This is a genomic window from Cupriavidus necator N-1, from assembly GCF_000219215.1.
Taxonomy (GTDB): domain Bacteria; phylum Pseudomonadota; class Gammaproteobacteria; order Burkholderiales; family Burkholderiaceae; genus Cupriavidus; species Cupriavidus necator.
Window position 1 is genome coordinate 2,339,645 of sequence record NC_015723.1, and the last position, 23,669, is coordinate 2,363,313.

14 protein-coding genes are annotated in these 23,669 nt (G+C 69.9%); 2 read left to right on the forward strand and 12 right to left on the reverse strand.

The window, feature by feature from the left end; genetic code table 11:
* Positions 1–24: 24 nt before the first annotated feature.
* Positions 25–1,023 carry a copper resistance protein B gene (locus CNE_RS28655; protein ID WP_041228717.1) on the reverse strand — a complete coding sequence of 333 codons (999 nt, stop codon included), beginning with the start codon at positions 1,021–1,023 and terminating at the stop codon, positions 25–27.
* Positions 1,024–1,049: 26 nt separating this feature from the next.
* Entirely contained in the window at positions 1,050–2,885 is a 1,836-nt protein-coding gene (locus CNE_RS28660; protein ID WP_013953795.1) for a copper resistance system multicopper oxidase, read from the reverse strand.
* Between the two features lie 165 nt (positions 2,886–3,050).
* Between CNE_RS28660 and CNE_RS28665 the strand changes: the two genes are divergently transcribed.
* A complete protein-coding gene (locus CNE_RS28665; RefSeq protein WP_013953796.1) occupies positions 3,051–3,746 on the forward strand; it encodes a heavy metal response regulator transcription factor in 696 nt (231 codons plus the stop codon).
* Positions 3,743–5,116 carry a heavy metal sensor histidine kinase gene (locus CNE_RS28670; protein ID WP_013953797.1) on the forward strand — a complete coding sequence of 458 codons (1,374 nt, stop codon included), beginning with the start codon at positions 3,743–3,745 and terminating at the stop codon, positions 5,114–5,116. The genes CNE_RS28665 and CNE_RS28670 overlap by 4 nt, the downstream gene beginning before the upstream one ends.
* Positions 5,117–5,372: 256 nt before the next feature.
* On the opposite strand, the gene CNE_RS28675 is transcribed toward CNE_RS28670, so the two are convergent.
* The 10 genes from CNE_RS28675 to CNE_RS28720 all read right to left on the reverse strand — a co-directional run bounded on the left by CNE_RS28675 (position 5,373) and on the right by CNE_RS28720 (position 23,521).
* Positions 5,373–7,808 (reverse strand): CHASE2 domain-containing protein, encoded by a 2,436-nt coding sequence (locus CNE_RS28675; RefSeq protein ID WP_013953798.1) that lies wholly within the window; start codon positions 7,806–7,808, stop codon positions 5,373–5,375.
* Positions 7,783–9,474: a FecR domain-containing protein gene (locus tag CNE_RS28680; RefSeq protein ID WP_013953799.1), complete on the reverse strand. Its 1,692-nt coding sequence runs from the start codon at positions 9,472–9,474 to the stop codon at positions 7,783–7,785. The genes CNE_RS28675 and CNE_RS28680 overlap by 26 nt, the downstream gene beginning before the upstream one ends.
* On the reverse strand, positions 9,467–10,195 hold the full coding sequence (locus CNE_RS28685; RefSeq protein WP_013953800.1) for a response regulator transcription factor: 729 nt from the start codon (positions 10,193–10,195) through the stop codon (positions 9,467–9,469). Before CNE_RS28685 ends, CNE_RS28680 begins: the two co-directional genes overlap by 8 nt.
* 310 nt (positions 10,196–10,505) lie before the next feature.
* A complete protein-coding gene (gene pelG / locus CNE_RS28690) occupies positions 10,506–11,876 on the reverse strand; it encodes an exopolysaccharide Pel transporter PelG (RefSeq protein WP_013953801.1) in 1,371 nt (456 codons plus the stop codon).
* A 2-nt stretch (positions 11,877–11,878) separates the two neighbouring features.
* Positions 11,879–13,477 carry a GT4 family glycosyltransferase PelF gene (pelF, locus tag CNE_RS28695; protein WP_013953802.1) on the reverse strand — a complete coding sequence of 533 codons (1,599 nt, stop codon included), beginning with the start codon at positions 13,475–13,477 and terminating at the stop codon, positions 11,879–11,881.
* A complete protein-coding gene (locus CNE_RS28700; protein WP_013953803.1) occupies positions 13,474–14,460 on the reverse strand; it encodes a tetratricopeptide repeat protein in 987 nt (328 codons plus the stop codon). Before CNE_RS28700 ends, pelF begins: the two co-directional genes overlap by 4 nt.
* Positions 14,453–15,892 carry a PelD GGDEF domain-containing protein gene (locus CNE_RS28705; RefSeq protein ID WP_013953804.1) on the reverse strand — a complete coding sequence of 480 codons (1,440 nt, stop codon included), beginning with the start codon at positions 15,890–15,892 and terminating at the stop codon, positions 14,453–14,455. The genes CNE_RS28700 and CNE_RS28705 overlap by 8 nt, the downstream gene beginning before the upstream one ends.
* Before the next feature lie 66 nt (positions 15,893–15,958).
* A complete protein-coding gene (locus CNE_RS28710) occupies positions 15,959–16,525 on the reverse strand; it encodes a transporter (protein WP_041228943.1) in 567 nt (188 codons plus the stop codon).
* Positions 16,526–16,584: 59 nt separating this feature from the next.
* Entirely contained in the window at positions 16,585–20,673 is a 4,089-nt protein-coding gene (locus CNE_RS28715) for a tetratricopeptide repeat protein (protein WP_013953806.1), read from the reverse strand.
* The gene (locus CNE_RS28720) at positions 20,636–23,521 is read right to left on the reverse strand and encodes a bifunctional glycoside hydrolase 114/ polysaccharide deacetylase family protein (RefSeq protein ID WP_013953807.1); all 2,886 of its coding nucleotides are present in this window, start codon (positions 23,519–23,521) and stop codon (positions 20,636–20,638) included. Before CNE_RS28720 ends, CNE_RS28715 begins: the two co-directional genes overlap by 38 nt.
* Positions 23,522–23,669: the final 148 nt, after the last annotated feature.

Sequence of the window (23,669 nt, forward strand, 5' to 3'; positions counted from 1 at the left end):
CTTGGGGATGATGAAGTTGTGGTGTCAGAACCAGACCCGGACACCGGCGACGAAACGCGTTTCGCCCGCCTTGCCGCCAGAGGTCCGGATCATGTCGGCGGTATTGCCGAAGGCCTGGTAGCGCTCCACGCCGATATACGGCGCAAACTGCCGGCTGAACTCATAGCGCAGCCGCAGCCCCACGGTGCCGTTGGACAAGCCGCTGCCGATGCCCACCTCCGGGTCGTTCTTGCCATAGAGGTTGGCTTCGATGCGTGGTTGCAGGATCAGGCGCTGCGTCAGCAGCAATTCGTATTCGGCGGACAGCCGCAGCGCGGTGCGGCCGCTGGTGCCGACATAGGCAGTGGCATCTACCTCGAACCAGTACGGCGCCAGCCCCTGCACGCCGAAGGCCAGCCAGTTGCGGGCCGGGCGGCCGCTGCCGGCGTCGTTGCGCAGGCCCAGCTGGGTATCCCAGTAGCTGGCCACGGCGTGGCCCCACAGCAGCTCGGTGCGGGCCTCGTGCATCTTGCCCTTCGACGCTTCGCCCTCGGCCTTGAGCACCAGCTTGTCGTAGCTGTTGCCGAACCATGCCTGCATCTCGTAGGCGGCGGCATTGCTGCCGTTGGCGTGGGCCCATTCGAGGCGGTCGACCAGCACCGAGGCGAACAAATGCTCGTCCGCCATCACTAGCTGGCGCTTGTCGCCGAGCGCGTACTTGCCGACGCCCAGCTGGTAGCCGCCGGAATAGGCATGCGGATCGCGGGCGTCGGGCGGCGCGCTGCCGCCCTGCATCTTCATGTCGCCGTGGTCCATGGCGGGGGCGGCCATGCCCTGCATGTCCGGCACCGGCGCGCCGCCACCGTCCATGGTCTGGATCCCGTCCTGCTCCATGCCCTGCATCTGGCCATGGTCCATGCCCTGCATGGCGGCCGGGGCATCGTGCTTGTGCGCATGGCCGGCATGCGGGTCCTGCGCTTGGGCTGCGCCGATTGCGGTCAAGGCCAGCGCCGCGGCCAGTATCGTCTTCGTGTGCCTGTGCATGGAGATTGCGAATTCAGGTTGAGCCATCACGCCACCACCACTTCGCGGAACATGCCCGCATCCATATGCAGCATCAGGTGGCAATGCCAGGCCCAGCGCCCCAGCGCATCGGCGGTGACCAGGAAGCTGATGCGCTGCGCCGGCTGCACGGGGATGGTGTGGCGCCGCGCCTGGAAGCTGCCGTCCGGCGCTTCCAACTCGCTCCACATGCCGTGCAGGTGCATGGGGTGGGTCATCATGGTGTCGTTGTGCAGAATCACGCGCAGCCGTTCGCCGTGCTTGAAGTAGATCGGCGTCGACTTGCCGAACTCGACGCCGTCGAAGGACCAGGTGTAGCGCTCCATATTGCCGGTCAGGTGCAGCTCGACCTCGCGCCCGGGGCCGCGCGCATCCATGGCGCCGCCGATGGTGTGCTGGTCGGCCAGGGTCAGCACGCGCCTGCCGTTGTTGCGCAGGCCGATGCCGGGATCGTCCAGGTTGGTGCGGGCCATGTCGACGCGCATGTCGGTGCCCGGACCGTATTCGGTGCGGGCGTGGCGGGCGGTCTTGCTGGGGACCTTGAGCGGATCGGCGGCGGCCATGGCGTGCTGGCTGTGATCCATGCCGGCGTGGTCCATGCCCTGCATCGGCATCGCGCCGTGCTGCATGCCACCGTGTCCGCCATGCCCGCCGTGGCCTGTCATCGCGCCCATCATGTCGGTCATGGTCAGCCATTCGGCCTGGTCGAGCGCGGGCACCGGCGCCGCCAGCCCTTCCCTGACCGCCAGCGAGCCGCGCGCATAGCCGGTACGGTCCATCGACTGCGCGAACAGGGTGTAGGCGTCGTCGCGCGGCTCGACGATGGCGTCGCAGGTCTCGCCGGGGCCGAAGCGGAATTCGTCGACCGTGACCGGGTCGATATTCTGGCCATCGACCTGCACCACCCGCAGCTTCAGTCCGGGGATGCGCACGTCATAGAAGGTGTTGCCCGAGCCGTTGATAAAGCGCAGCCGCACGGATTCGCCGCGCCGGAACAGCCCGGTCCAGTTGCCGGCCGGGGTGACGCCGTTGGCCAGGTGCGTCAGCGTGGCGCTGGACAGGTCCGCCAGGTCGGTCGGGCTCATCCGCATCTGGTTCCACATGCTGCGCTTGTCCAGCGCCTGCTTCAGCCCGTCGCGCGAGACGTCGCGGAAGAAGTCGACCACCGTCGGCTGGTTGTAGTTGTAGTAGTCGCCCTGGATCTTGAGCTTGGTCAGCACCCGCATCGGGTCTTCGTCGGTCCAGTCCGACAGCAGCACTGTGTGGTCGCGGTCGGCCCGCACGGTTTCCTGCCCAGAGGCCGGATCGATGACGATGCCGCCGTACACCCCGGTCATTTCCTGGAAGCCGGAATGCGAGTGGTACCAGTAGCTGCCGGTCTGCGCGACCTTGAAGCGGTAAGTGAAGGTCTCGCCGGGCGGAATGCCGGCAAAGCTGATGCCCGGCACGCCGTCCATCTCGTACGGCAGGATGATGCCGTGCCAGTGGATCGAGGTGGCCTCGCGCAAGCGGTTGGTCACGCGGATGGTGACCGTGTCGCCCTCGCGCCAGCGCAGCGTCGGGCCGGGCAGCATGCCGTTGATGGTGGTGGCGATGGCCGGCTTGCCGGTAAAGTTGACCAGCGACTCGCCGATCACCAGGTCGAACTCGGTGCCGCGCAGGACCGGCGCCGAGCCGGAGCCGGCCGGGGCAGCCTGCCCGGCGCGCTGGCCCGCATGCTGCGCCCACGCGCTGCCGCCAACGCCGGCAAGGCTGGCCACCACGCCGCCGGCAACCAGCCCTTGCACGAAGCGGCGGCGGGGTAAATCGGGCAGCACAAGGCCGGTACTGGGGTGGCGTCGCATGTCATCAGTCCTGGTTGAAAGCATGCCAAGCGTAGCGAAGGCCACCCTACGCACGTCTGACTGGAACATGACATTCCGGTAATCTTCCGGTCATGTTGGCGCCCGCGTTACCGGCGTAGAGTTGCCGGACCCTGCCCAAAGGGCCGATCGATCAAGGAAAGTGCTGTGAAACTGCTAGTGGTGGAGGACGAGTCCAAGACCGGCGAATACCTGCGCCAGGGGCTGACCGAGGCGGGCTTTGTCGTCGACCTGGTGGCCAACGGGCTGGACGGCCAGCATCTGGCGATGACCGAGCCCTATGACCTGGTCATCCTGGATGTGATGCTGCCGGACGTCGACGGCTGGCGCATCGTGCAGGCGCTGCGCGCCGCGGAGAACGCCGTGCCGGTGCTGTTCCTGACAGCGCGCGACAGCGTGGCCGACCGCGTCAAGGGGCTGGAGCTGGGTGCGGACGACTACCTGGTCAAGCCCTTCGCCTTTTCCGAGCTGCTCGCGCGGGTGCGCACGCTGCTGCGCCGGGGCACGGCACAGATGGCGCTGGACCGCATCCAGGTGGCCGACCTGATGCTGGACCTGGGCCGCCGCCGGGCCACGCGCGCCGGTCGCCGCATCACGCTGACCAGCAAGGAGTTCGCCTTGCTGGAACTGCTGGCACGCCGCCGCGGCGAAGTGCTGCCGCGCTCGCTGATCGCCTCGCAGGTGTGGGACATGAACTTCGACAGCGACAGCAATGTCATCGACGTCGCCATCCGGCGCCTGCGCGCAAAGATCGACGATGAGTTCGAGCCCAAGCTGATCCAGACCGTGCGCGGCATGGGCTATGTGCTGGAAGCCCCCGAGGCAGCGGAGGACGCTGAATGAAGGGCCGGATGTCGCTGACGGCACGGCTCACCATCCTGTTCTCGCTGTCGTCGGCCGCGGTGCTGCTGGGGCTGGGCGTGCTGATCTGGCTGGCGATCGACAATCATTTCGCCGACGAGGACTACGCCGTGCTGGGTGACAACGTGCGGCTGATCCAGAAGATCGCGGCCAAAGGCCCGGCAGCGTCGCTGCCGCAGCGCCTGGGCCCGGTGCTGGAACACCATGCCGGCTTCGTCGCCGAAGTGCGCGCCGCCGACGGCAGGCGCCTGTATGCCACGCAGGACTTCGACTTCGGCATCGCACTGGCTGCAGCCGCGCAACTGCCGGCGCAGCGGCATGCCTTCACCTGGGAACAGGGTGGCCAGACCTACCGCGGCATGCGTGCGCTGGCCCAGGTGGCGCCCGGGCAGCCGGGGCCGCTGCAGGTCGTGGTCGGCATGGACACGGCGCTGCATGCCCACTTCATGCACGCCTTCCGCCAGTCGCTGGCCTTCTACACCGCGCTGGCCGCGCTGGCGAGCGGGCTGCTGGGCTGGTGGGCCGCGCGCCGGGGGCTCTGGCCACTGCGCACCATGGCCTCGCGCGCGCGCGCCGTCACCGCGCACAAGCTGGACGAGCGCATGCCGGTCGATGCCGTGCCGGTGGAAATGGCCGACCTCGCCGCGACGCTCAACGCCATGCTGGAACGCCTGCAGCGCGATTTCGCGCGCCTGTCGGAGTTCTCATCGGACCTGGCGCACGAGCTGCGCACGCCGATCACCAACCTGATGACGCAGACCCAGGTGGTGCTCTCGCAGCCGCGCGATGCGGACAAGTACCGCGACGTGCTGGCGTCCAACGTGGAAGAGCTGCAGCGGCTGTCGCGCATGGTGTCGGACATGCTCTACCTGGCGAAGATGGAGCACGGCATCACCCTGCCGAACGCCGAGCCGATCGAGGTCGCTGATGAGGTGGCTGCGCTGTTCGATTTCTACGATGCGTTGGCCGAGGACAAGGGCGTGCGAATGGCCGTGCGCGGCAGTGGCCGCATCACCGGTGACCGGCTGATGCTGCGGCGGGCGTTGAGCAACCTGCTGTCGAATGCGCTGCGGCATACGCCGGCGGGCAAGGGCATTGTGGTGGAGATTTTGCGCTCGGCCGAAGGGGTGACGGTGGTCGTCGAGAACGAAGGCGACACCATCCGGCCGGAATTGCTGCCATCGCTGTTCGACCGGTTCTTCCGTGCCGACAAGTCGCGAGCGCGGCCCGAGTCCGATGGTGCAGGGCTGGGGCTGGCGATTACGCAGGCGATTGTGGCTGCGCATGGCGGGGGAATCGGGGTGGAGTCGGAGGGGGGAAGGACGCGCTTTGTCTTGACGTTCAGGGGATAGGCCGGGCTGCGTGTCTGTCGCTGCACCCGCACCTGTGCCGGCGAGAGAGCGCTCCGCGTTGTCGCGAAGCCGTACCCGCTGCCAACCCCAAAAAAAGCCGCCCACGCCAGTTACGGCCATTGGGGGAGCTGGCGTGGGCGCGAAAACCACCGGATGCGGCTCCAGCGGCGATCCGATGCTACGCAAATCCGCCTGTGACGACTGCCAACAATTGTGTCGGCGGCCGCAACACGCCTAGCGGCAATTTCCGTGCCGCTCAGGCCACAGGCAATTCGATGCGGAACACCGCCCCCGCGCCAGCCGCACTGCGCACGCTGGCCTTGCCGCCATGCCGCTCGGCCACGGCCCGCACCAGCACCAGCCCCAGGCCCGCGCCTTCCGGCGCGCCCTGCTGTCCCTCATGCAGGCGCGCGAACGGTTCGAACAATCGAGCCTGGTCGGCCTCGGCAATCCCCGGCCCGTGGTCCTGCACTGCAACGACAAAGCTGCCCGGCTCACGCGTGAGCGAGACCGTCACGGTCTCCCCTTGCGGGCTGAACTTGATCGCATTGCTGACCAGGTTGGCGATGGCGCGTGCCAGCAGCGTCGGTTCACCCTGCAGCACCGCGGGGTCGTCAGGCAGGTCGATCTGCAGCGTCACGTCGCGGGCCTTGGCCAGTGCCCAGAGCTGGTCCGTCGCATCCAGCACCAGGCCACCCAGTTCCACTTCCATGAACGCCAGGGTCTTCGACTCCGCGCGCGCGACGCTGATGAAGTCGTCGGCCAGCGTCATCGTGCGGCGTGCATGCGCGGCGATACGGGCCAGCACGCTGCTGTCCGTGGCGACATCGCCGGTGGCTGCGCCATCGCGCCGCGCGCGGCGCTCATGCAGCTCGATCAAGGCCAGGATCGAGGCCTGCGGCGAGCGCATGTCGTGCGACAGGAAGCGCAGCATCTGCTCGCGCTGGCGCTCGGCAATGCGGATCGCAGTGATGTCGATCACGCTGACGATCAGGCCGGCCACGGCGCCGGCCTCGGCATGCAGCGGCGCACCATGCAGCAGGTAGCGGCGGTCGCCGCGCCCGGCCACCTCGATGCCGCCGTCGGGGACCGGGGCCGGGGCGATGCGGGCGCCGGCGTGGCGGTCGTGCAGCGCCTGCCAGTACGCCAGGGCCGGTGCCGGCGCGGGAAAGAGCGCCTCGATCAGCGCGTGGATGGCCGGCCGCGGCGGCCCGGCCTCGCCCGGCGCGCGCGCGGGCTCGCCGTCCAGCACGGCGGGCGCCAGCGCCACGCAGCGCCGGTTGGCCAACATCACGCCGCCATCCAGGTCGCAGATCGCGGTGGCATCGGGCAGACTTTCCAGGCCATCGGACAGGAAGCGGCGCGTGCCGCGCAGCTGCGCGCTCATGCCGTAGACGGCGCGCATGCGGCTGTCGAGCGTGGCGCCGGTATGGCGCGGCGCGGCAATCAGGCCGGGCTCGCGTTCCAGCCGCGCCAGTTCGTCGGTAAGGAAGCGCAGGGCCGCCTCCTGGCGCAGCCAGCTCCACAGCGGGTAGAACAGCACGCAGCCCAGCGCCGCGGCGGCGGGCGCGAACCACAGCCGCGCCAGCGCCAGCAGCAACAGCGAGCCGCCCAGCAGGGCGGCCAGCAGCAGCCCGGTGGCCACCAGCGCGCCGCGCGGGGGCAGGCGCAGCGCGGCCAGTGCGGCCAGCAGCACCGCCAGCAGCGTGCCGCCGACCTGCCACGCGCGCGGCACCGCCACGATGGCGTCGCCGTCGGCCAGCGCCTGCACGGTATTGGCCAGGATCTCCACCCCGCTCATGCCGCGGCCATCGCGCGACACCGGCGTCGGCAGCACGTCGCCCATGCCGGTGGCCAGCGCGCCGATCAGCACGGCCTTGCCGGCGAAGATGGCGGGATTGGAGCGGCCGTCCAGCACGTCGCTCGCCGACACGCGGGCAAAGGTGCCGGGCGGGCCGGCATACGGGATGCGCAGGCGGCCGCTGCGCTCCCAGCCGTTGGCCTCGGTGATCCGGGCCGGCTCCTGGCGCGCGATGCCGGGCGGCTCTCCGGCGTGCCCGAACGCCGCCATCACCGCGGCCAGGTGCGGCACGCCGGCGGCGGCCACCGGATGAGGCCCCTCGCTCAGATAGACCTGGCGCGCCACGCCATCGGTGTCGACCACCATGTTGATATGGCCCACCGCGGCGCCCAGCCCGGCCAGCGGGTAGCGCACCAGCATGCCGGCGGGGCCGGATTCGGCCACCACCGGCAGCACCACGTTGCCGGCCTGGGCCAGGCTGCGGGCCAGCACGGCGTCGTCTTGCGGATAGCGGGTGTCGCGCTCGGACAGGATCACGTCCACGCCGATCACGCGCGGCCGGCCGGCGGCGATGCGCTCGACCAGTTGCGCCAGCACCGCGCGGCGCCAAGGCCAGCGGCCGATGGCGGTGATGCTGGCGTCATCGATGCCGACAATGACGATGTCGTCGCGGGCCGGATGGTGCTGCGCGCTGATGGCGATATCGTAGGCGGCCAGGTCGGCGCGCTCGGTCCAGCCATGGCGCGCGGCCAGCACCACCAGCGCCAGCACGGCCGCAAGCAGCAGGCACCATTCGATCCGCGTGCGCCGCCCGAAAGCCCGCCCGCCTGCCCGCGTAGGCGCGGCCGGTGGCGAGCCTGGCGCGTCAGTTGAGCCGGACGCGGCCACCACCGTCCGGCCGGTCGCCCGACCCGATCGCGCCGCCCTGCGAGTCGCGCAGGAAGGCAGAGACCTCGATGCGCTGCGGCGCGGAGAACGCCGCCGGGTCAGGCGTCACCCCCGGCGCCGCACGTGCCACGCGGATGAAATAGACGCCGGGCGCGGGGCGCGGCAGGTCAATGGTGTTGGTGGTGGTGTGCTCGTCGGCCAGCAGCGTGGCAAAGCCGGCATCGGCCGACACCTGAACCCGGTAGCCCGCGCCGGCACCACTGCCCTCGGGCCAGCCGATATGCAGCGCGCCGCCGTCGTCCTGCAGGGTCGGCACGGGCGGCTTGGGCTCGACGCTGAACGGGACCGCATCCGACCACGGGCCCGGCCGGCTCGCCGCATCGACGCTGCGCACGCGCCACCACCAGCGGCCCGGCACCAGCGCTTGCGCGGCGGCGGGCCCGGAGGCCGCCTGCACCACGGCATCGCGCGTAAAGGCGGGATCGGCGGCCAGCGCCAGTTCGTAGCGCGCAGCACTCGGCACGGTGGCCCATTCGAAGGCGACGGCGTCGGCATAGCGCACCGCATCCGCGGCAGGCTGCCGCGTGAACGGCGCCGGCGGGTTCAGCCGCACCGCCACCGGCGCCTGCGCGCCGTGCCCGGTCAGCTGGTGCTTGTCGATGGCGCTGACGCTCAGGTACAGCGTGCCCTCGGGCAGCCCGTCTACACGGGCGGTCGTGGCCTTGGCGCCACTGACGATGCCGGTCCAGGCCAGTTCGCTCAGCGCCGCATCGCGCGCCACCAGCACGCGGTAGGCGGTGGCGCCCGGCACCGGCTGCCAGGCGGCCTCGAAGGACGGGCCCAGCACGGTATCGGCCGGGGGCAGCAGGGCCGGCGCCGGCAGCAGCGCCACCGGCTGCGACAGCTTGCCGCCGGCCGACACGCCGATGCCATAGCCGGCACCGACCGAAGCCGCCGCGGTCATGGCGCGCTCCGCTGCCGGCCGGGCGCGGGCGCCCCGCGCCGCGCTGACGCCGACGCGCCCTTCCAGCACCTCGCTGCGGCTTCCCGCGGTGTCGGCCGAGACCCGGTAGCGGGTGCCGCGCACGCCGGTCACCATCATCGGCGTATGCAGCTCGAAGCGGCCGACGCCGCCGCCCGTGGGCGCCACGCGCGTATCGGCGGTGCCCTTGTCGATGCGGATCACGGTGTCGGTCAGGCCGCTGCGCGCGAACGTGCGCAGCCGGCTGACCGAGAGCCTGGTGGTCGGCGGCACCGTGACGCGGCTGCGGTCCGGCAGCTCCAGCGTGACCGAGCCGCCCGCGGGGGTCTCGATGCGCGCGGCTTCGTCCAGCGTCATGCCGGCCTGCACCGGCCGGCCATTGGCGCGGACCTCGCCGGCCACATAGACCACGCGCGCCGAGGCGGCCTGTTCGGGAATCTGGCTGAGCGGGATGCGCAGGCGCGAGCCGGGCACCAGCCGGTACGGATCGGCCACGCCGTTCAGGCGCTGCAGCGTGCGCCACCCCTGCTCGGACGCCATGTAGCGCGAGGCCAGGCCGATCAGCGTATCGCCCGGCTCCACCAGGTAGATAAAATCGGCGCCTTCCGCGCCCGCGGGCCCGGCGTGCGCCGGAACCGCCACGCCGGCCAGCAGGGCCAGCGCGACACCACCCATCACCTTACGCATCCGCCCCGGCCTCATCCGCTTCCGCGTCAGCCGCGGAAGCCTCTTCAAAGCGATAGCCGTGCGAATACACGGAGGTCAGCCGCACGCCGTTCTCGGGGCGCAGCGCCAGCTTCAGGCGCAGCCGCGAGATATGCGTATCCAGCGTGCGCGAGCCCGCCCCCATGGCGCGGCCCCAGACGGCCTGCTCCATCACCTCGCGCGCCAGCAGGCGCCCGGTATTGCGGAACAGGAACAGGGCCAGCTCATATTCGCGCGGCGACAGCAGCGCCGGCTCGCCGCCGACGGTGATGGTGCGCGCGTGGGTATCGACGGTGTAGTTGCCGCGCCGGATCAGCTCCACTTCCTGCGCGGCCTCGGGGTAGGCGCGGCGCAGCAGCGAGCGCACGCGGGCGATCAGCTCGCCGGCGCGGATAGGCTTGAGCATGTAGTCGTCGGCGCCCACCGTCAGGCCGTCGACGATATCGGATTCAGCGGTGCGGCTGGTGACGAACAGGATCGGCGGCATATTGCCGGACTTCTGCCGCACCCAGCTGACCAGCTCATAGCCGCTGGTGCCCGGCAGCTGCCAGTCGACCAGCAACAGGTCATAGGCGCGCTCGCGCAGCGCGCGCAGCAAGTCCGCACCGTTGGCGAAGGACTCGCACTCGAAGCCGGCTTCGCTCAATATCTGCCGGATCAGTTCGGCCTGATCCGGATCATCCTCCACGGAGGCAATACGCATACCTCTACATCCTTCTGCCAGCTTCCGACTGCAACTGCGGTCTCTGCCACGGCATGTCGACGGCTCGGCCGGCAAGTCATTCCTCATATTCACCCCCAGGGGGGCGCGGCCGTCGATCTGATCCGACGGGCCAGGCCGAAGCCCGCCGGCTGCCTCCATGTTACCCAATCGCGGGCCCATTCGTCGAGATGCCCCGACGAGGGGTGGCGGCGGTAACTGCGCCGATCCCTCCGCGATCGTCTTTCGATCTGCGCCCTCCTTGCCGCCATCGCGCTGCTCGGGGAGCCGGGCGGCGCGGCCCCGGCAGGACCTATTGCAGCATGTAGGTCTCGTACTCCAGCCGGTCCAGCTTGCGGTCCAGCAGGTACAGCGCCAGCGCCACCACCACCAGCAGCGACACCGCAAATCCGTAGCCGTACCACGCCGGTCCCAGGTGCAGCGTCAGCAGCGTCAGCGCGAAGTTCAGCACCACGAAGGTCGCGGTCAGCAGCAGCACCTCGCGGCGGCGGTCCAGGTAGAAGTAGATATTGAGCACCCCCAGCAGCACCACCTGCAGGCTGGCGCCGATCACGTCCACGTACAGCAGCGGCAGGTACAGCTCGGAAATGCCCAGCAGCCGCAGCACCCACACGCCCACCGCAAACAGCAGCAGCGCGGCGATGGCCTGCACCTTGACGATCTCGTACAAACCCAGCCGGATGGTCTGGACCATGGTGTTGCGCATGTCCTCGATATGCTCGAGCGAGCTGCCGCCGCGCACCGCGTTGTAGAACGCGTCGTAGTACTCGACGAAATCGGTCTCGATGCGCACCAGGAACACCGCCATGCCGGGGATGATCGCCAGGTAGGCCAGGAACACCGGGATGTCGTAGATGATCGACGCATGCAGCGGTCCGATCACCTGCTGCCCCGTGGAGGGCGCGTACCAGAACATGAACTTGTCGATCCAGATACCCAGGTTGTACAGCAGGCCGATCGCGACCAGGCTGGGGTAGGCATAGCGGCGCTGGAACACCTCGAACGACATGAACTGGCGGCTGGTGTAGTTGCGGTAGATCAGCGTCACCATGCCGGTCAGCAGGCACAGCTGGCCGGCGGCGAAACCGCCCAGCAGCCCTTCCAGCCCGTGGCCGCGCAGCGCCAGCGCGGCCCCGACCGAGATCGCATAGCCCAGCAGGAAGGTCCACACGATGGCCTTGTACTGCTTCATGCTCGACAGGAAGATCGCGGCAATCCAGATATTGCTCAGCACCACGAACCCCGCCACCATCAGCAGCCGGTACAGCACCGACTGCTCGCCGAAGCTGAACACTGCGCACGCCACGCCGATGCCGCCCGACAGCACCGTCGCCAGCAGCGCCACCGCGTGGTAGTTGCTCAGGACCAGGTGGTCGCGCTTCTCGAACAGCCGGTCCGAGGTGAAGCGCGTGAACGCCAGCTGCATCGGCCCGGTCAGGATCAGGCTGCCGGCGATCAGGTAGGTCACCGACACCTGGAACTGCGTGATCAGCGAGCCCGGCACCACGAAGGGCAGGCTCAGCATGCCGATCAGCAGGATGCCGACGATCGACAGGATCCACGGCCCGGAGCTGATGATGCCGGCATACGCGTAGGCGCTCAGCATGCCCGACAGGTTGTCCCGCCGCAGCATCTTGCGCAGCTCGAATCCAATGCCAGCCATGCTCAGGCTCCTCCGTGGACCGGGCAGCGCGCGGGGTTGCCGCCGCCCTGCCGCTCAGGTCCGCCATGCCCGGCGCCGTCTGGTTGCGCCATCAGCCGTTGATACAGTTCGCGGTAGCTGCCCACCATGCGGTCCTGGGTGTAGTAGCGCTCCACGCGCGCCACGCCGGCGGCCTGCGCCGCCTGCCAGCGCGCCGGGTCCTGCAGCAGCCCTAACGCCGCCGCGGCCAGTGCCGCAGGGTCGGCAATGCGCACCACCTCGCCGGCCGAGCCCAGCGCGGCATCCTCGCCGGGCAGGCCGAACAGCAGCTCGCGGCACGAGCCCACGTCGGTGGTCACGCACGGCACGCCGGCGGCAAAGCCTTCCAGCACCACCAGCGGCAGCGCCTCGCTGATCGAGCTCAGCACCAGCACGCCCACCTGCGGCAGCAGCGCGTCGATGCGCTGGAAGCCCAGGAACTTGACCTTCTGCCCCAGGCCCAGGCTTTCGGCCAGGCTGCGGCATTCGCGCGCGTAGTCGGGATCCTCGTCCTCGGGCCCGGCGATCCAGCCTTCTGCATCGGGGTACTCGCGCACCACCGTCAGCATGGCGCGGATAAAGGTCTTGACGTCCTTGATCGGCACCACCCGGCCGATCAGGCACAGCACCGGCGGCACGCCCGGCTTGCGGCGCGCGCGCAGCGGCGCCAGGCGCGGCAGGTCGATGCCGTTGGGGATGCTGCGCGTGCGCGCCTCAGGGGCGCCGTCCTGCACCTGGCGGCGGCGGTTGCCCTCGTACAGCGCGACGATGTCGTCGCCGGCGTCGTAGCAGACCCGGCCAATGGTCTCGAAGAAGCGCACCCACAGTTCGCGGAAGTAGCTGATCTGGGAGATGTCGCGTTCGAACACATTGCGGTTGTCGCGGATCCACTGGCTCTGGAACAGGTCGATCTTGCGTTCCTTGGTGTAGATGCCGTGCTCCGACACCAGCAGCGGGCGCTGGTTGCGGTGGCGCAGCAGCGCCCCGAGAAAGCCCGCATAGCCGGTGGAAACCGTGTGGTAGACGCGCGCCGGGATCAGGTTGTCGGCAATGCGCACCAGCTGCCACAGCGGCTTGTGCATAATGCGCACGGTCCAGAAATAGTCCGTGAACGACGGGTCCGTGCAGAAGCGCCGGTATTGCTCGGTGATGGTCTGCCAGGCGCGGCGGCTGTACAGGAAGGCGTCCTCGCCCAGCGCCCCGCCCTCGCGCAGCGTCGGCATCAGCTCGCGGATCATGGCGCCGGCCTCGGCCTCGCGGCCCGGGTCGCGCAGCAGCTCGTGCAGGCGGTCCGAGGCGTCGAACGCCCTGGCATCGCCGGTGCTGCCCTGGACCAGCGGCGGCGGCGGAAAGTCGTACAGGTAGTGCGTTTCCAGGTGCACCACGTTGGGCGGCAACTGGTAGGCCATGTCGCCATAGTCCTCGCGCCGGCTGCCGATAAAGACGATGCCGAAGCGCAGGTCCGGGAACGCGCGGATCATCTGGTTGACCCAGCTCGACACCCCTCCGCTCACATACGGGAAGGTGCCTTCGAGCAGCAGCATGACGTCGGCCGACGTCCCTTTCATCAAGATCTCGCTCATGATTGCCAGTACCGCAGCAGGGGCCGCACCAGCGGGAGCGGCGAGGGGCTGTCAAACGATGCCATCAGCTGGCGCACCGCGGCGTAGTCGCGTTCCAGGTAGGCGGCTTCGGCCAGGTGCGGCAGCACGCGCTCGCGCGCGAAGCCGAGGGATTCGGCGCGCTGCAGCCAGTCGCGCGCCTCGCGCGGGGCATTGCGCGCCAGCGCCAGGCGCCCGCGCATGTACCACAGCGAGGCATTGCTGTCGTCGTACTCCAGCGCCGCGCTGGCGTAGCGCTCGACCTGGCTGGCGGTGTAGCGGTAGACGTCGCCCTGCACCAGGTTCTGGTAGATCAGTTCCCAGTACAGGTCGGCCAGCCGCTTGCTGATCTCGGCGCGCTCGCTGGCGCTGTTGGCGCTCTCCAGCCGCGGCAGCTCGGCCAAAATCTGCTGGGTCAGCTGCTTCTCGGCGCCATCCAGCATGCCGTAGGCCAGCAGCCGCACGTCGTCGACGCTGTCGGCCAGCAGTTCGCGCAGCACCGGGCTGGCGGTGCGCGCCGGCATCGACTGCATCGCCACCAGCGCGGTCATGCGCTCGGGCAGCGGCGCGCGCGCATTGCCCAGCTGCGCACGCAGGCGCGCGCCGCCGCCGTGGGTGACGCGCGACATCAGGTGCGTGACGAACTCGGGCAAGCCCACGGTGCCGATGCCGCTGGTGTCCACGCGCCGCGGGAACAGCTTCGAGAACAGGTAGCTGCCCAGGCACACCAGCGCGCCGCCCAGCGGCACGAAGAAGCAGAACAGCGCGAGAAAGCCATAGCTCCACGCGAACGGCACGCGAAAGCGCCGCGGCAGCAGGCGCCACAGCAGCAGCGCCGTCAGCGCGGCAGCCGCCGCCTGCATGCCGAAGAAGGCCAGCAGCAGCGCAGTGCTGTTGCCGGCGCGCGCCAGCAGCGCCAGCGCGGCGATCTGGGCGGCGAGCCCGCTGGCGCCGAGCTTAAACATGGGGCGCTTCCCCGGCCGGCAGCGTGGCGGGGGCGATCGCGCCATCGACCTGGGCCCGGCGCAGCAGCTTGACCAGCGCGTCTTCCGAGCCGGCGCCGGGCACCGCCAGCGTATAGACGCCGATGCCCGCACTTGTGAAGTCGGTGCCGAACTGCGCGCGCAGCATGTCTTCGATGCGCACCAGGTAGGCCGCCACCGCCTGCGCATCGGACAGCGGCATCAGCGTCAGCATGGCACGGTGATGGGCGTTGACCACCGGCCACGCCACATCCAGCGCGCGCCGGCTGCGCACCACCTGCTCGAACAGCGCATCGCGCTCCGGATCCGCGTCGAACACCAGCGCCACCACCGAGCTTTCGATGCCGGTCTCGCGCCGCAGCCGCGACAGCCGCGCATAGTCCAGCGCAAACGGGTACGGGCAGGCCGGCAGCGCCGCCTGGATGGTGCGGGTGGCGCCGGCGTGCTCCACGCCGTCGGCGTAGTAGCCCAGCAGCACCATCAGCATCTGCAGGTTCTCGTAGGTCAGCGACAGGAACGGCATGCGCTCGACCACCAGCAGGCCGATCAGGTGGTCGGAGCCGGCCAGCACCGGCGCCACCGCCACGTAGCGCGTCTGCGCGCCATGCTGCAGGCCGTCGGCGCGCAGGTGCGCCAGCTGGCGCGTGTCCAGGCAGTGGCGCACCAGCGGGTCGGTGGTATCGAGCGTGAATTCCGGGCCGACGCTGGCGACAGGGGCACCGTCCACGTGCTCGCCATCGCAGGCATAGAGCGCGGCTGCCTCGAGCTGGCAGGCCTGCGCCACCACCTGCAGCATCGGTTGCGCGCCGGCCAGCACCTGGCCGGTGCGTGCCGCCTCGTCCAGCGCCACGCTGCGCAGCTGCGACAGCGTGTCGCGCAGCGTGGTGGGCCGCGCCAGCAGGTCGTTCTCCAGCCGCGCATGCGAGATGCGCAGCAGGTAGTGGTTCTTGGTCAGTGCCGCCAGGCGTTCGTCCAGGTAGCGGTTCACGGCGCGGGCACGCGCCAGGCGCGTGCCCCAGATATCGCCGAACTGCCCGGCCACCAGCACCAGCAGCAGCCCGCCGAGGAAGAACAGGCGCGGGAAAGGCCCTGCCATCACGCCGGTCTGCTGGTAGAAGTACCAGCCGCCCAGCAGCATCAGCACGCTGCCCACGCCGATCAGCGTGCCGTAGCGCAGCGCCAGGATCACCGGCAGCAGCCAGGCCCACGGAAAGCCCATGCCGAGCAGCAGCGGGTTCTGCGGCAGCGCCAGCCACGCCAGCCCCATTGCCGCCAGCATGGCCACCACCAGTTCCACCACGGCCGCGCGCCCGCTGACCGCCGGCGCCAGCAGGCGCGCATAGCGCCCACCCAGGCCGATGCCCTGTCCTTGCCGCGCGCGATATGTCTTGTCAGCCGTATTGGCCACGCTCATCCCCTTGCTTCAACCATTCCATCGCCGCATCGGTGTGCAGCCTCGTCCTGATGGCTTGCCGCCGCCTCAGCCCTGCATCAGCGGCGCCAGCAGGCGGCGCAGCAGCTTCTGCGCGGTACCCGACAGCGACGCGCGGCTCCAGCCGCTGTCGCTGCCGGTGGCCGACCACACCACTTCACCGCTGGCCACGTCCAGCAGCTGCAGCGAGATGCCGACCGCGGGCTCGCCGTCCACGCCCACCTTGTAGCGCCATTCCTGCACCGCGCCGGTCAGCGCGTAGCGGGCCTTCTCGGCACGCGCCCATTCCAGCGCCTTGCCCACGGCCTCGCGCTCGGCCGGCTCGAACAGCGTTTCCGGATTGAGGCTGGCCGGATAGCGCTTCAGGCTGGCCACGCCGCCGGTCTTCAGCAGGCTCTCGGCAATCGCCTCGGCGCGCAGGCCGGCCTGCGGCGTCTCGGTGTAGTTCACGATCGGCAGCACCGCGATGGTCTCGCCGCGGGCCAGCGCCGGCGCGCGGCCGACATCCGTCACCGCGCAACCCGCCAGCCACAGTGCCGCGCCCAGCGCGCCGCACCATGCCGCCAGCCGCCTGGCCACCGTCTTGCCCGTCACTGCCGTGGTTTGCTTGTTCATCTTCATCCCCTTTTCCATGTCCTGTTGTTACCCGATCCGTGCCATCCGCTGCCGCCGGCTCAGTACAGCCAGCGATAGCGCATTCCCAGTTCCGTCAGCGGCTTGCCACCGTTGCGCGCCGCGGTCTCATGCGAGATATACAGCGCCAGGTGGTCGTTGCCGAACACCGATCCGGCCAGCCCGCCCTGCACGCGGAAGTTCTGCCGTGCGCGCGTGTCGCGCAGCAGCCCCACTTCACCGAACGGCCGCCACTTGCGTGTGTACTCATCCAGCAGCTCAGTGCCGAAGCCGAACAGCACGCCGGCCTGCGTAAAGCCCTGCGGCATGTAGAACGCCGGCGTGGCTTCGTCGCCGACCGGCACCAGCGACGCCATGCGCGGCGTCAGGCTGCCGCCGTTGGCGCTGTAGTTGGCATGCGTGCCGACCACACGCACGGTGTAGTCCGGATACGAGGTGCGGATCCTGTAGCCGGCCTCGACGTCATAGACCATGCCATGCCCCAGCGCGCTGCGGTCCTGCCCGCGGAAGCTGCTGTACTCGATGCGCGCGCCGACGAACTCGCGCAGGCTGAAGCGCCAGGTTGCGCCCAGCCCCACCACGTCCTTGGCCCCGCCCACGCGCAGCGGCGCCGATTCATCGGCCGGCTGGTTCAGCCCGGCCAGGGTGCTGAACTGCAGCCGACCCTGCTGGTTCCACTCGCCGAAGAAGCGCGCGGTCGCCATCGTGTCCAGTCCCTCGCGGTAGCCTGCAGTGGCACGCCAGCGCTTGCTGTTGTCGCGATAACCCAGCGACAGGTCGGCGCGCCGGTCGGACGACGGCACGTTCACCAGCTGCTGGGGGTCGGTGCTGCGCTGGTCGCGCCAGGTGCCGCGCAGGTTCAGGTCATACCCGTCCCACAGGCGCACGCCACCCGCGAGGCTGCCTTCGGTATATTCCAGCGGCTTCTGGTGCATGAAGCTCACGCGCGGCTCGATCGCCTGGGCGTTGTAGAGCAGCGTCTCCTGCAAGGTGTCCTGCAGCGTGTCGTCGGAACGGGCCCGCTCCTGGGTCTCGAAGGCCAGCGTCTGCGCGGCGCCGATGCGGTTCAGTTGCTGGTTGGCCTCGATCTGGTTGGCCACCGGCACGCGGCCGGCCTGGCGCTCCAGGATGCGGTCCAGGCTGTTCATGTCCTGCTGGTCCAGCGCTATCGCCACCTCGGCATAGGCCGGGCGCTGCAGCCGGTTGACATACTGGCGGGCCAGCCAGCCGCGCGCCAGTTCGTTGGATTCCGCGGACATCGCCCAGGCCAAAGCGGCATCGCGACCGGCCGCGGACAGCGCGGCATCGCGGCGGGCCGCGTTGCGCACGACCTCCGCGGGCGCAGTTGCCGCCTCATGCAGCGGCGGCAGCCCGGCCACCTCGCCCAACTGCGACGGCGCGCCCGCCATCGGCAGCGCCAGTTCGCGCGCCGCGGTGGAAGCGCGGTCCGCGCGCAGCATCTGGATCACCAGCGCGCGCGAGACATCGCCCGAGGCAAAGATCTGCCCCAGCGCCACGGTCTGGCGGCGCAGGTCCGCGCGCGAAGGCGCGCCGGACTCGTTCTCGTACTCCTCGTCGCCGTCGGTGTTGTCGGGCCTCAGCCTGGCATAGCGCACCCCGCCCTGGGACCAGCCGTGGTGCAGGTCGATCCAGGCCTGGCGGCGCACGCGCCAGGCCATGTCGGTCTGGCCGATGGTTTCATAGGCATCGGCCATCAGGCTGAGCCAGAGCGGATCGGCGCTCTTGCCGTCATTGAGCCTGCGCAGGTAGTGCATGGCCGCGCGCCCGTCCTGGAAGCGCATATGGCCCGCGGCAAAGGCGCCCCACAGGTCGGGGTTGTCTTCCGCGTCGTCCTTCACCCGGCGCATCACCGCGCGCACCTCGGTAGCGCTGCCCTGGTCGACCAGCGTCCACAGCAGCGCCGCCAGGGTTTCGCTGTCGGCATCGCGCAGGCCAGCGGCGTGGCGCAGGTCGGCCAGAGCCAGGTCGCGCTGGCCGGTCACGCGGTAGTACTCCGCGCGCCGCATCAGGAAGCGGCTCGACTGCGCTGCCGCCTGGCGCTGCCCGGGCGTCATGTCCCGCAGCAGGCGTTCGATACGCGGGTAGGCATGGGCACGCGTGTAGTGGTACAGCGCCAGCTCCAGCGATGCCGGCTTGCCGCTGCGGCGCCAGTCGGCCTCGGCGATGCGCCCGGCGTCGATCGGGGTCTTGTCGTAGTAGGCGATCAGGTTGGAGAAATCCGCCTCCTGCGTGTCGCGGACCTCGTCCAGGCAGTCGTTGCGCGCCGGGCCCGCCGGCATCTGCAGGCAGTGTTCGTCCTGCGTCTGTGCCGCCGCCAGCATCAGCTGGCGATAGCCGTCCTTGAGCAGGTCGTCGCGCTGGTTCAGCCGCGCCAGCTCGGTAAAGGTGCGCCAGTAAAGGATGTCTTCCTTCCCGGCCGTGGCACGCGCCGGCAGCATGGCGTCCAGCGCCTGCGCCAGCTTGCCGCGCACATAGAGCAGGTTGGCGAGCTTGAGGGCATAGGCAGGGCGTGGGCCAAAGCGCTGCTGCAGCTGCGTATAGATCTGGAACGCGCGCTCGTCGTTGCCGGCGCGCTCGGCCAGCGCTGCGTGGCGCTCCATGATGTCGCGCGCCCTTGGGCCGTGGCTCAGGCCTTCGAGAAAGCGCATGGCCTCTTCCGGTTCGCCCAGGCGTTCGTAGGCCGCCACCACCTCGTCCACGGTCTTCAGGTCCGAGCCGCCCGCGCGGTGGCGCAGCGCGGCCAGGTAGGCGCGATCGTCGGACAGACCGGGGGCGAGCCGCATCACCGCATCCCACGCACGCTCGTCGTTGGTGGCGCGGGCATAGTCGAGCCAGCTCTTCAGGGCCACGGCGGGCTGGCGGTTCCATTCGGCCACCTGGGCCAGCCGTTCGCGCCAGATCGCCTCGCCCGGCAGCCGGCGCACCGCGGTCTCGGCCACGCGCTGCGCCTGGTCGAGCTTGCCGGCCGACAGGAACACGCGATAGGCGAGCTCGTAGTCGTCGGCGTTGAACGGCTTGTCGGCTGGCTCCGCCGGTGCTTGCGCGGGAGCAGCAGCTTGCGCCGCAATCTTGCGCGTACCCAGCTGGCCGGAAGCGGCCAGCGCTTCACGCAAGGCAAGGCCGCGCGGCCCGTCGAGGAAGACCAGGCCGCGCTCGGCCCAAGGCTGGCTGGCGGCGATGCGCCGCACCTCGGCCTGGCGCGCGGCCAACGCCATGTCCCCGGCATCGCGCATGCGCGCCGAGACCTTCAGCAGCCGCTCCACATAGCGGCTGGCCTGCTCCGGCTTGTTGGCCGCCAGCGCCAGCTTCGTCAGGTAGCGCAGCACCTCCGGATCGTCCAGCAGCTTGCCTCCGTGGCGCTCGGCCTGCGCCAGCGCTTCGTCCAGCAGGTTGCCTGACTGCAGCGTCTGCACCGCCTTCAGGAACAGCGCGCGCCGCTCGGCCAGCGTGGTGGCGGCCGCCTGTTGCGCGAACAAGGCGTTGGCGGCGTCGCGATAATCGCCGCCCGCGATCGCCATATCGGCCAGCTGGCGGTTCCAGAAGGCCGCGTTGTTACGGTCCTGGCTGGCCAGCGCCGCATAGAACTTGCGCATGGCGTCCTGGGCGCCCGCCTGGCTGGACTGCGTGGCCAGCGTTTGCAGGTCGGCCAGCCCCCAGCTGCGCCCGGCAGCCTGGTCCAGCAGGCTGCGCAGCTGCACCAGGTTCTGCTCGCGCTCAGGCGTATCCGGCAGCGCGGCCCAGGCGCGCTGCTGCGCGATCTCGATGCGGGTGCGCAGGATCTGGCCCGACAGGTCGGTGCCCTGCACCGCCTGCATGCGCGCCAGCATGGCCTGCGCCTCTTCCAGCCGGCCGGTGCGCGCGTATTGTTCGGCCAGCACGCCCATGAAAGCGGGGTCGTCGGGCGTGACCTTCCACCAGGCTTCGAGGTAGGCCATGGTCAGCCCGTCGATGGTGCGGCCCTGGCCCAGCAGGCGTTCGCGCAGGGTCTCGCGCGGGAACATCAACGCCAGGCCGATCCCCACCATCGCGGTGAAAGTCAGCACCAGCGCCGGCGGTAGCAGCCGCTCGCGCTCAACCGGCGCAGCGGACTTCGACTTGTTGCCTGGCATGGTTCGGATCGGTGACGGGTGCGGTGTCCACGCGCAGCGTGTCGCGCTCGCGGACGGCCTGTACGGGCTTGCCATCGACGCTCACACGGCAGTTGCCGGCGTTGGCAAGACGGAAGAATGGCTTGAAGTAGCCGCTGAAGGCGAAGCGCGTGACGCCATCGCGCTGCGACCAGTCGCGCACGATGCCGTTGGCTTCGGCCAGTTGCGGCGCGGCCGGGGCAGTGACGGTGTCGCGCACGGCAAAGCGCGCATCGCCGCCATCCAGGTGCAGGTAGACGCCGCCGCCCGGTGCCGGCGAGGTGCCGGTCACGCCGTGCGCCGCGCCCACGTCGGGCATGCCCGCGCCGCTCCAGCGCAGGTTGCGCAGGTTGCCGTCGCCGCGCACGATCCATTCGGCACCGGTGCTGCCCGGCCCGCCGTCGCCAACGTCCCGCGCCACGGCCATGTCCTGCCAGTCGAGCACCTTGCGCACGTAGTCGGTCGAGTGCAGCGGCAGCAGCGGCTGCGCCAGCACATAGTCATAGACCTTGCGCAGTGCCTTCAGCGACGCGGCCTTGGTGCCCGAATAGCTGTGGTAGTAGATATTGACCGGCTTGAAGCGATAAGGCTTGTCGGTCAGCTCGTAGGTCTCGATCACGCGTTCGAAGCCGTAGAATGGGCCGTGCCAGAGGTTGGTGTAGACGTTCTCGTTCTGGTTGGGCGCAAATACCTGGAAGGTGCCGCCGGGCTTGTTGATGCCCAGCGGCGCAATCGCGGTCCAGCTGGGATTGCTGCGCGTGATCAGCGTATCGCCGCCGTTCATGTTGAGCACGCGCGCCTTGTCGGTCAGGCGCAGCGCCTCGGCCGGCGGCTGGCAGTCGCCCGACCACAGCAGCATGCTGACCGGCTTGCCGGCCGGCGCCAGCGTGCGGTTGATGTAGTCGATGGAGCCGCCGATCTCGCGGTTCAGGTCCATGCTGTAGCCGGGGATGCTCAGGTGGAAGGCCTCGTCGCCCTCGACCACGGCGGCCCCGCTGGATTGCGCTGCCTGCCCTGGCGGTGCCGGCACCGTGCGCGACCATTCGAACGGATGCGAGAAGGTATGGCTGGCCACCTCGACATAAGGCTGCGCGAAGATCTTGCGCGCGATCGGCTCAAGCTCGGCGCTGAGCCTGGGGTACATGCCGTCCTTGCTGACTTCGCCCTGGATCACCGACATCGTCATCGGCAGCCGGTAGCGGTCGAAGATCTCGCGGAACAGCACCTCGCCGGAGAAACCGCCGCCGGGAATCTCGGCGCGCGAGGCAAAGCCGTCGCCGTCGATATGGATGGTCAGCAGGCGCCGGCCGTTCTCGGTGGTGACATCGGGCACGGGCATGGCGGGCAGGCGCAGCGCCTCGCGCAGGAAGTCCAGCGGCTGCACCACCCAGCGGCTCTGGGCGTTGCCGTTGCCGCTCTGGCGCACCGCATACGGCCCCAGCACATAGCCGCCCCACGGCGTGATCGCGGCGGCGTCATAGGTCAGCGTGCCCGAGCGCAGGCGCAGCAGCGAACGGTAGCCATCGCCGTCCGGCACCTGGATCGCTTCGGCCTGGGTGCGGTCGGGGGCCACCGGCATCTCGAATCCCATCATCCGGTCCTTGGCCAGCACCTCGACCGGGCCCGACACGCGGCCCTTGACGGTCTTCAGCCCGAAGCTGCGCGCCACCGCGCCGCTCACGTTGGTGCCGAAGTCGTTGAGGAACACCACCGGCATGCCCTGCGCCATGCGCGCCTGCACCCAGGTATAGAAGCGTCCCGGCTGCGCCGTGACATTGCCTGACAGGTACACCACCACGCCGGCGTAGCGGTCCGGCCCGATCTCGGGCAGGTCCTCGCTGGTCTCGGCGAAATCCACGCGATAGCCAAGGTAGTTGAGCGGCATCGAGACAAAGCGCACGCCCTCGGAATCATCGATCGACACGCCGGGGCGGCGCTCCTGCACCACCAGCACGCGCCGGGGCAGCACCTCGACCTTGCCGATGCCAACCGTCTGCAGCCCGGGATCGGCCACATAGGGCGTGATCCCCAGCGCGCGGATGCGCTGCGCGGTTTCGCGTGCGCAGCGGCGGTCCGCCGGCGGGCAATAGTCGATGGAGATTACCGGCAGGCGGTACTGCTCGCGGATGGTGCGCGCCTGCGCCAGCAGCCAGTCGCGGTCCGCCTGCGGCACATTGACATAGCGGCCCTGGGCCTGGTTCCAGCTGCGGAACAGCGATTCGAAGGCAACGGCATAGGCCAGGTCATGCACCTGCGGCAGGATCTCGAAGCCGCGGTTGAAGACCAGGCGCGCCTCGGGGTAGCGCGCCTTGATGGCGCGGATCACGCGCACCAGCCCGGCTTCCTGCCGCGCGCGCTCGGCGTCGGTCCTGGCGGCAAGCTGGTAGGAATCGAGGGTATCGAGGAAGAAGCCGCGGAAGCCGCGCTGCCACAGCGGCGCGATCACCTTGTCGACATAGAAGGCGGGCCAGCCGTCGGCTGCCTGGTCGATGACCGGGGCGTTCCAGGCGTCATTGCGCCCGACGAACCAGGCCTTGGGGATGTCCTTGAAGTAGGGGCGGCTCTCCAGCACCTCGCCCACGCTGACATAGGCAAACCAGGCGGTGGCCGGCGTCGCCGCCTGGCGCGGGTCGAAGCCGCTGTCGGGCTCGACCACGGCGATGTCGAAGGCCTGCAGGGCGTCAACCGGCGGCTTGGCGCCGTAGTGCAAGGCGATCGACGGCAAGGATGCCGTCTGCGCCGCGGGCACCGGCGCGGCCGCAGCCGTCGCCACCCCGAGGGCCAGCGCCAGCGCCAGCGCGATGCCTTGCACCCGCTGCGCCATGCGCATCCCTACCCACCCCGATCGGAACGGCATGCGACCGCCCCGGCTCCCTTGTGCTTCCTCCAGCTGCTTCACAGGCTTGCTTCCTCTTCTCTGCGCACGCCGGCAAGTGCCTCACGCACAACATTTCCTGATGCGGTCGTCGCCGCCTTGT

Excerpts from the sequence above, each read along its gene's own strand:
- CNE_RS28670 (WP_013953797.1), top strand. The coding sequence starts at position 3,743 with ATGAAGGGCCGGATGTCGCTGACGGCACGGCTCACCATCCTGTTCTCG.
- CNE_RS28715 (WP_013953806.1), bottom strand. The coding sequence starts at position 20,673 with ATGCCAGGCAACAAGTCGAAGTCCGCTGCGCCGGTTGAGCGCGAGCGG.
- CNE_RS28705 (WP_013953804.1), bottom strand. The coding sequence starts at position 15,892 with ATGAGCGTGGCCAATACGGCTGACAAGACATATCGCGCGCGGCAAGGA.
- CNE_RS28720 (WP_013953807.1), bottom strand. The coding sequence starts at position 23,521 with ATGCGCATGGCGCAGCGGGTGCAAGGCATCGCGCTGGCGCTGGCGCTG.
- CNE_RS28660 (WP_013953795.1), bottom strand. The coding sequence starts at position 2,885 with ATGCGACGCCACCCCAGTACCGGCCTTGTGCTGCCCGATTTACCCCGC.
- pelF (WP_013953802.1), bottom strand. The coding sequence starts at position 13,477 with ATGAGCGAGATCTTGATGAAAGGGACGTCGGCCGACGTCATGCTGCTG.
- pelG (WP_013953801.1), bottom strand. The coding sequence starts at position 11,876 with ATGGCTGGCATTGGATTCGAGCTGCGCAAGATGCTGCGGCGGGACAAC.
- CNE_RS28685 (WP_013953800.1), bottom strand. The coding sequence starts at position 10,195 with ATGCGTATTGCCTCCGTGGAGGATGATCCGGATCAGGCCGAACTGATC.
- CNE_RS28700 (WP_013953803.1), bottom strand. The coding sequence starts at position 14,460 with ATGTTTAAGCTCGGCGCCAGCGGGCTCGCCGCCCAGATCGCCGCGCTG.
- CNE_RS28655 (WP_041228717.1), bottom strand. The coding sequence starts at position 1,023 with ATGCACAGGCACACGAAGACGATACTGGCCGCGGCGCTGGCCTTGACC.
- CNE_RS28680 (WP_013953799.1), bottom strand. The coding sequence starts at position 9,474 with ATGCGTAAGGTGATGGGTGGTGTCGCGCTGGCCCTGCTGGCCGGCGTG.
- CNE_RS28710 (WP_041228943.1), bottom strand. The coding sequence starts at position 16,525 with ATGAACAAGCAAACCACGGCAGTGACGGGCAAGACGGTGGCCAGGCGG.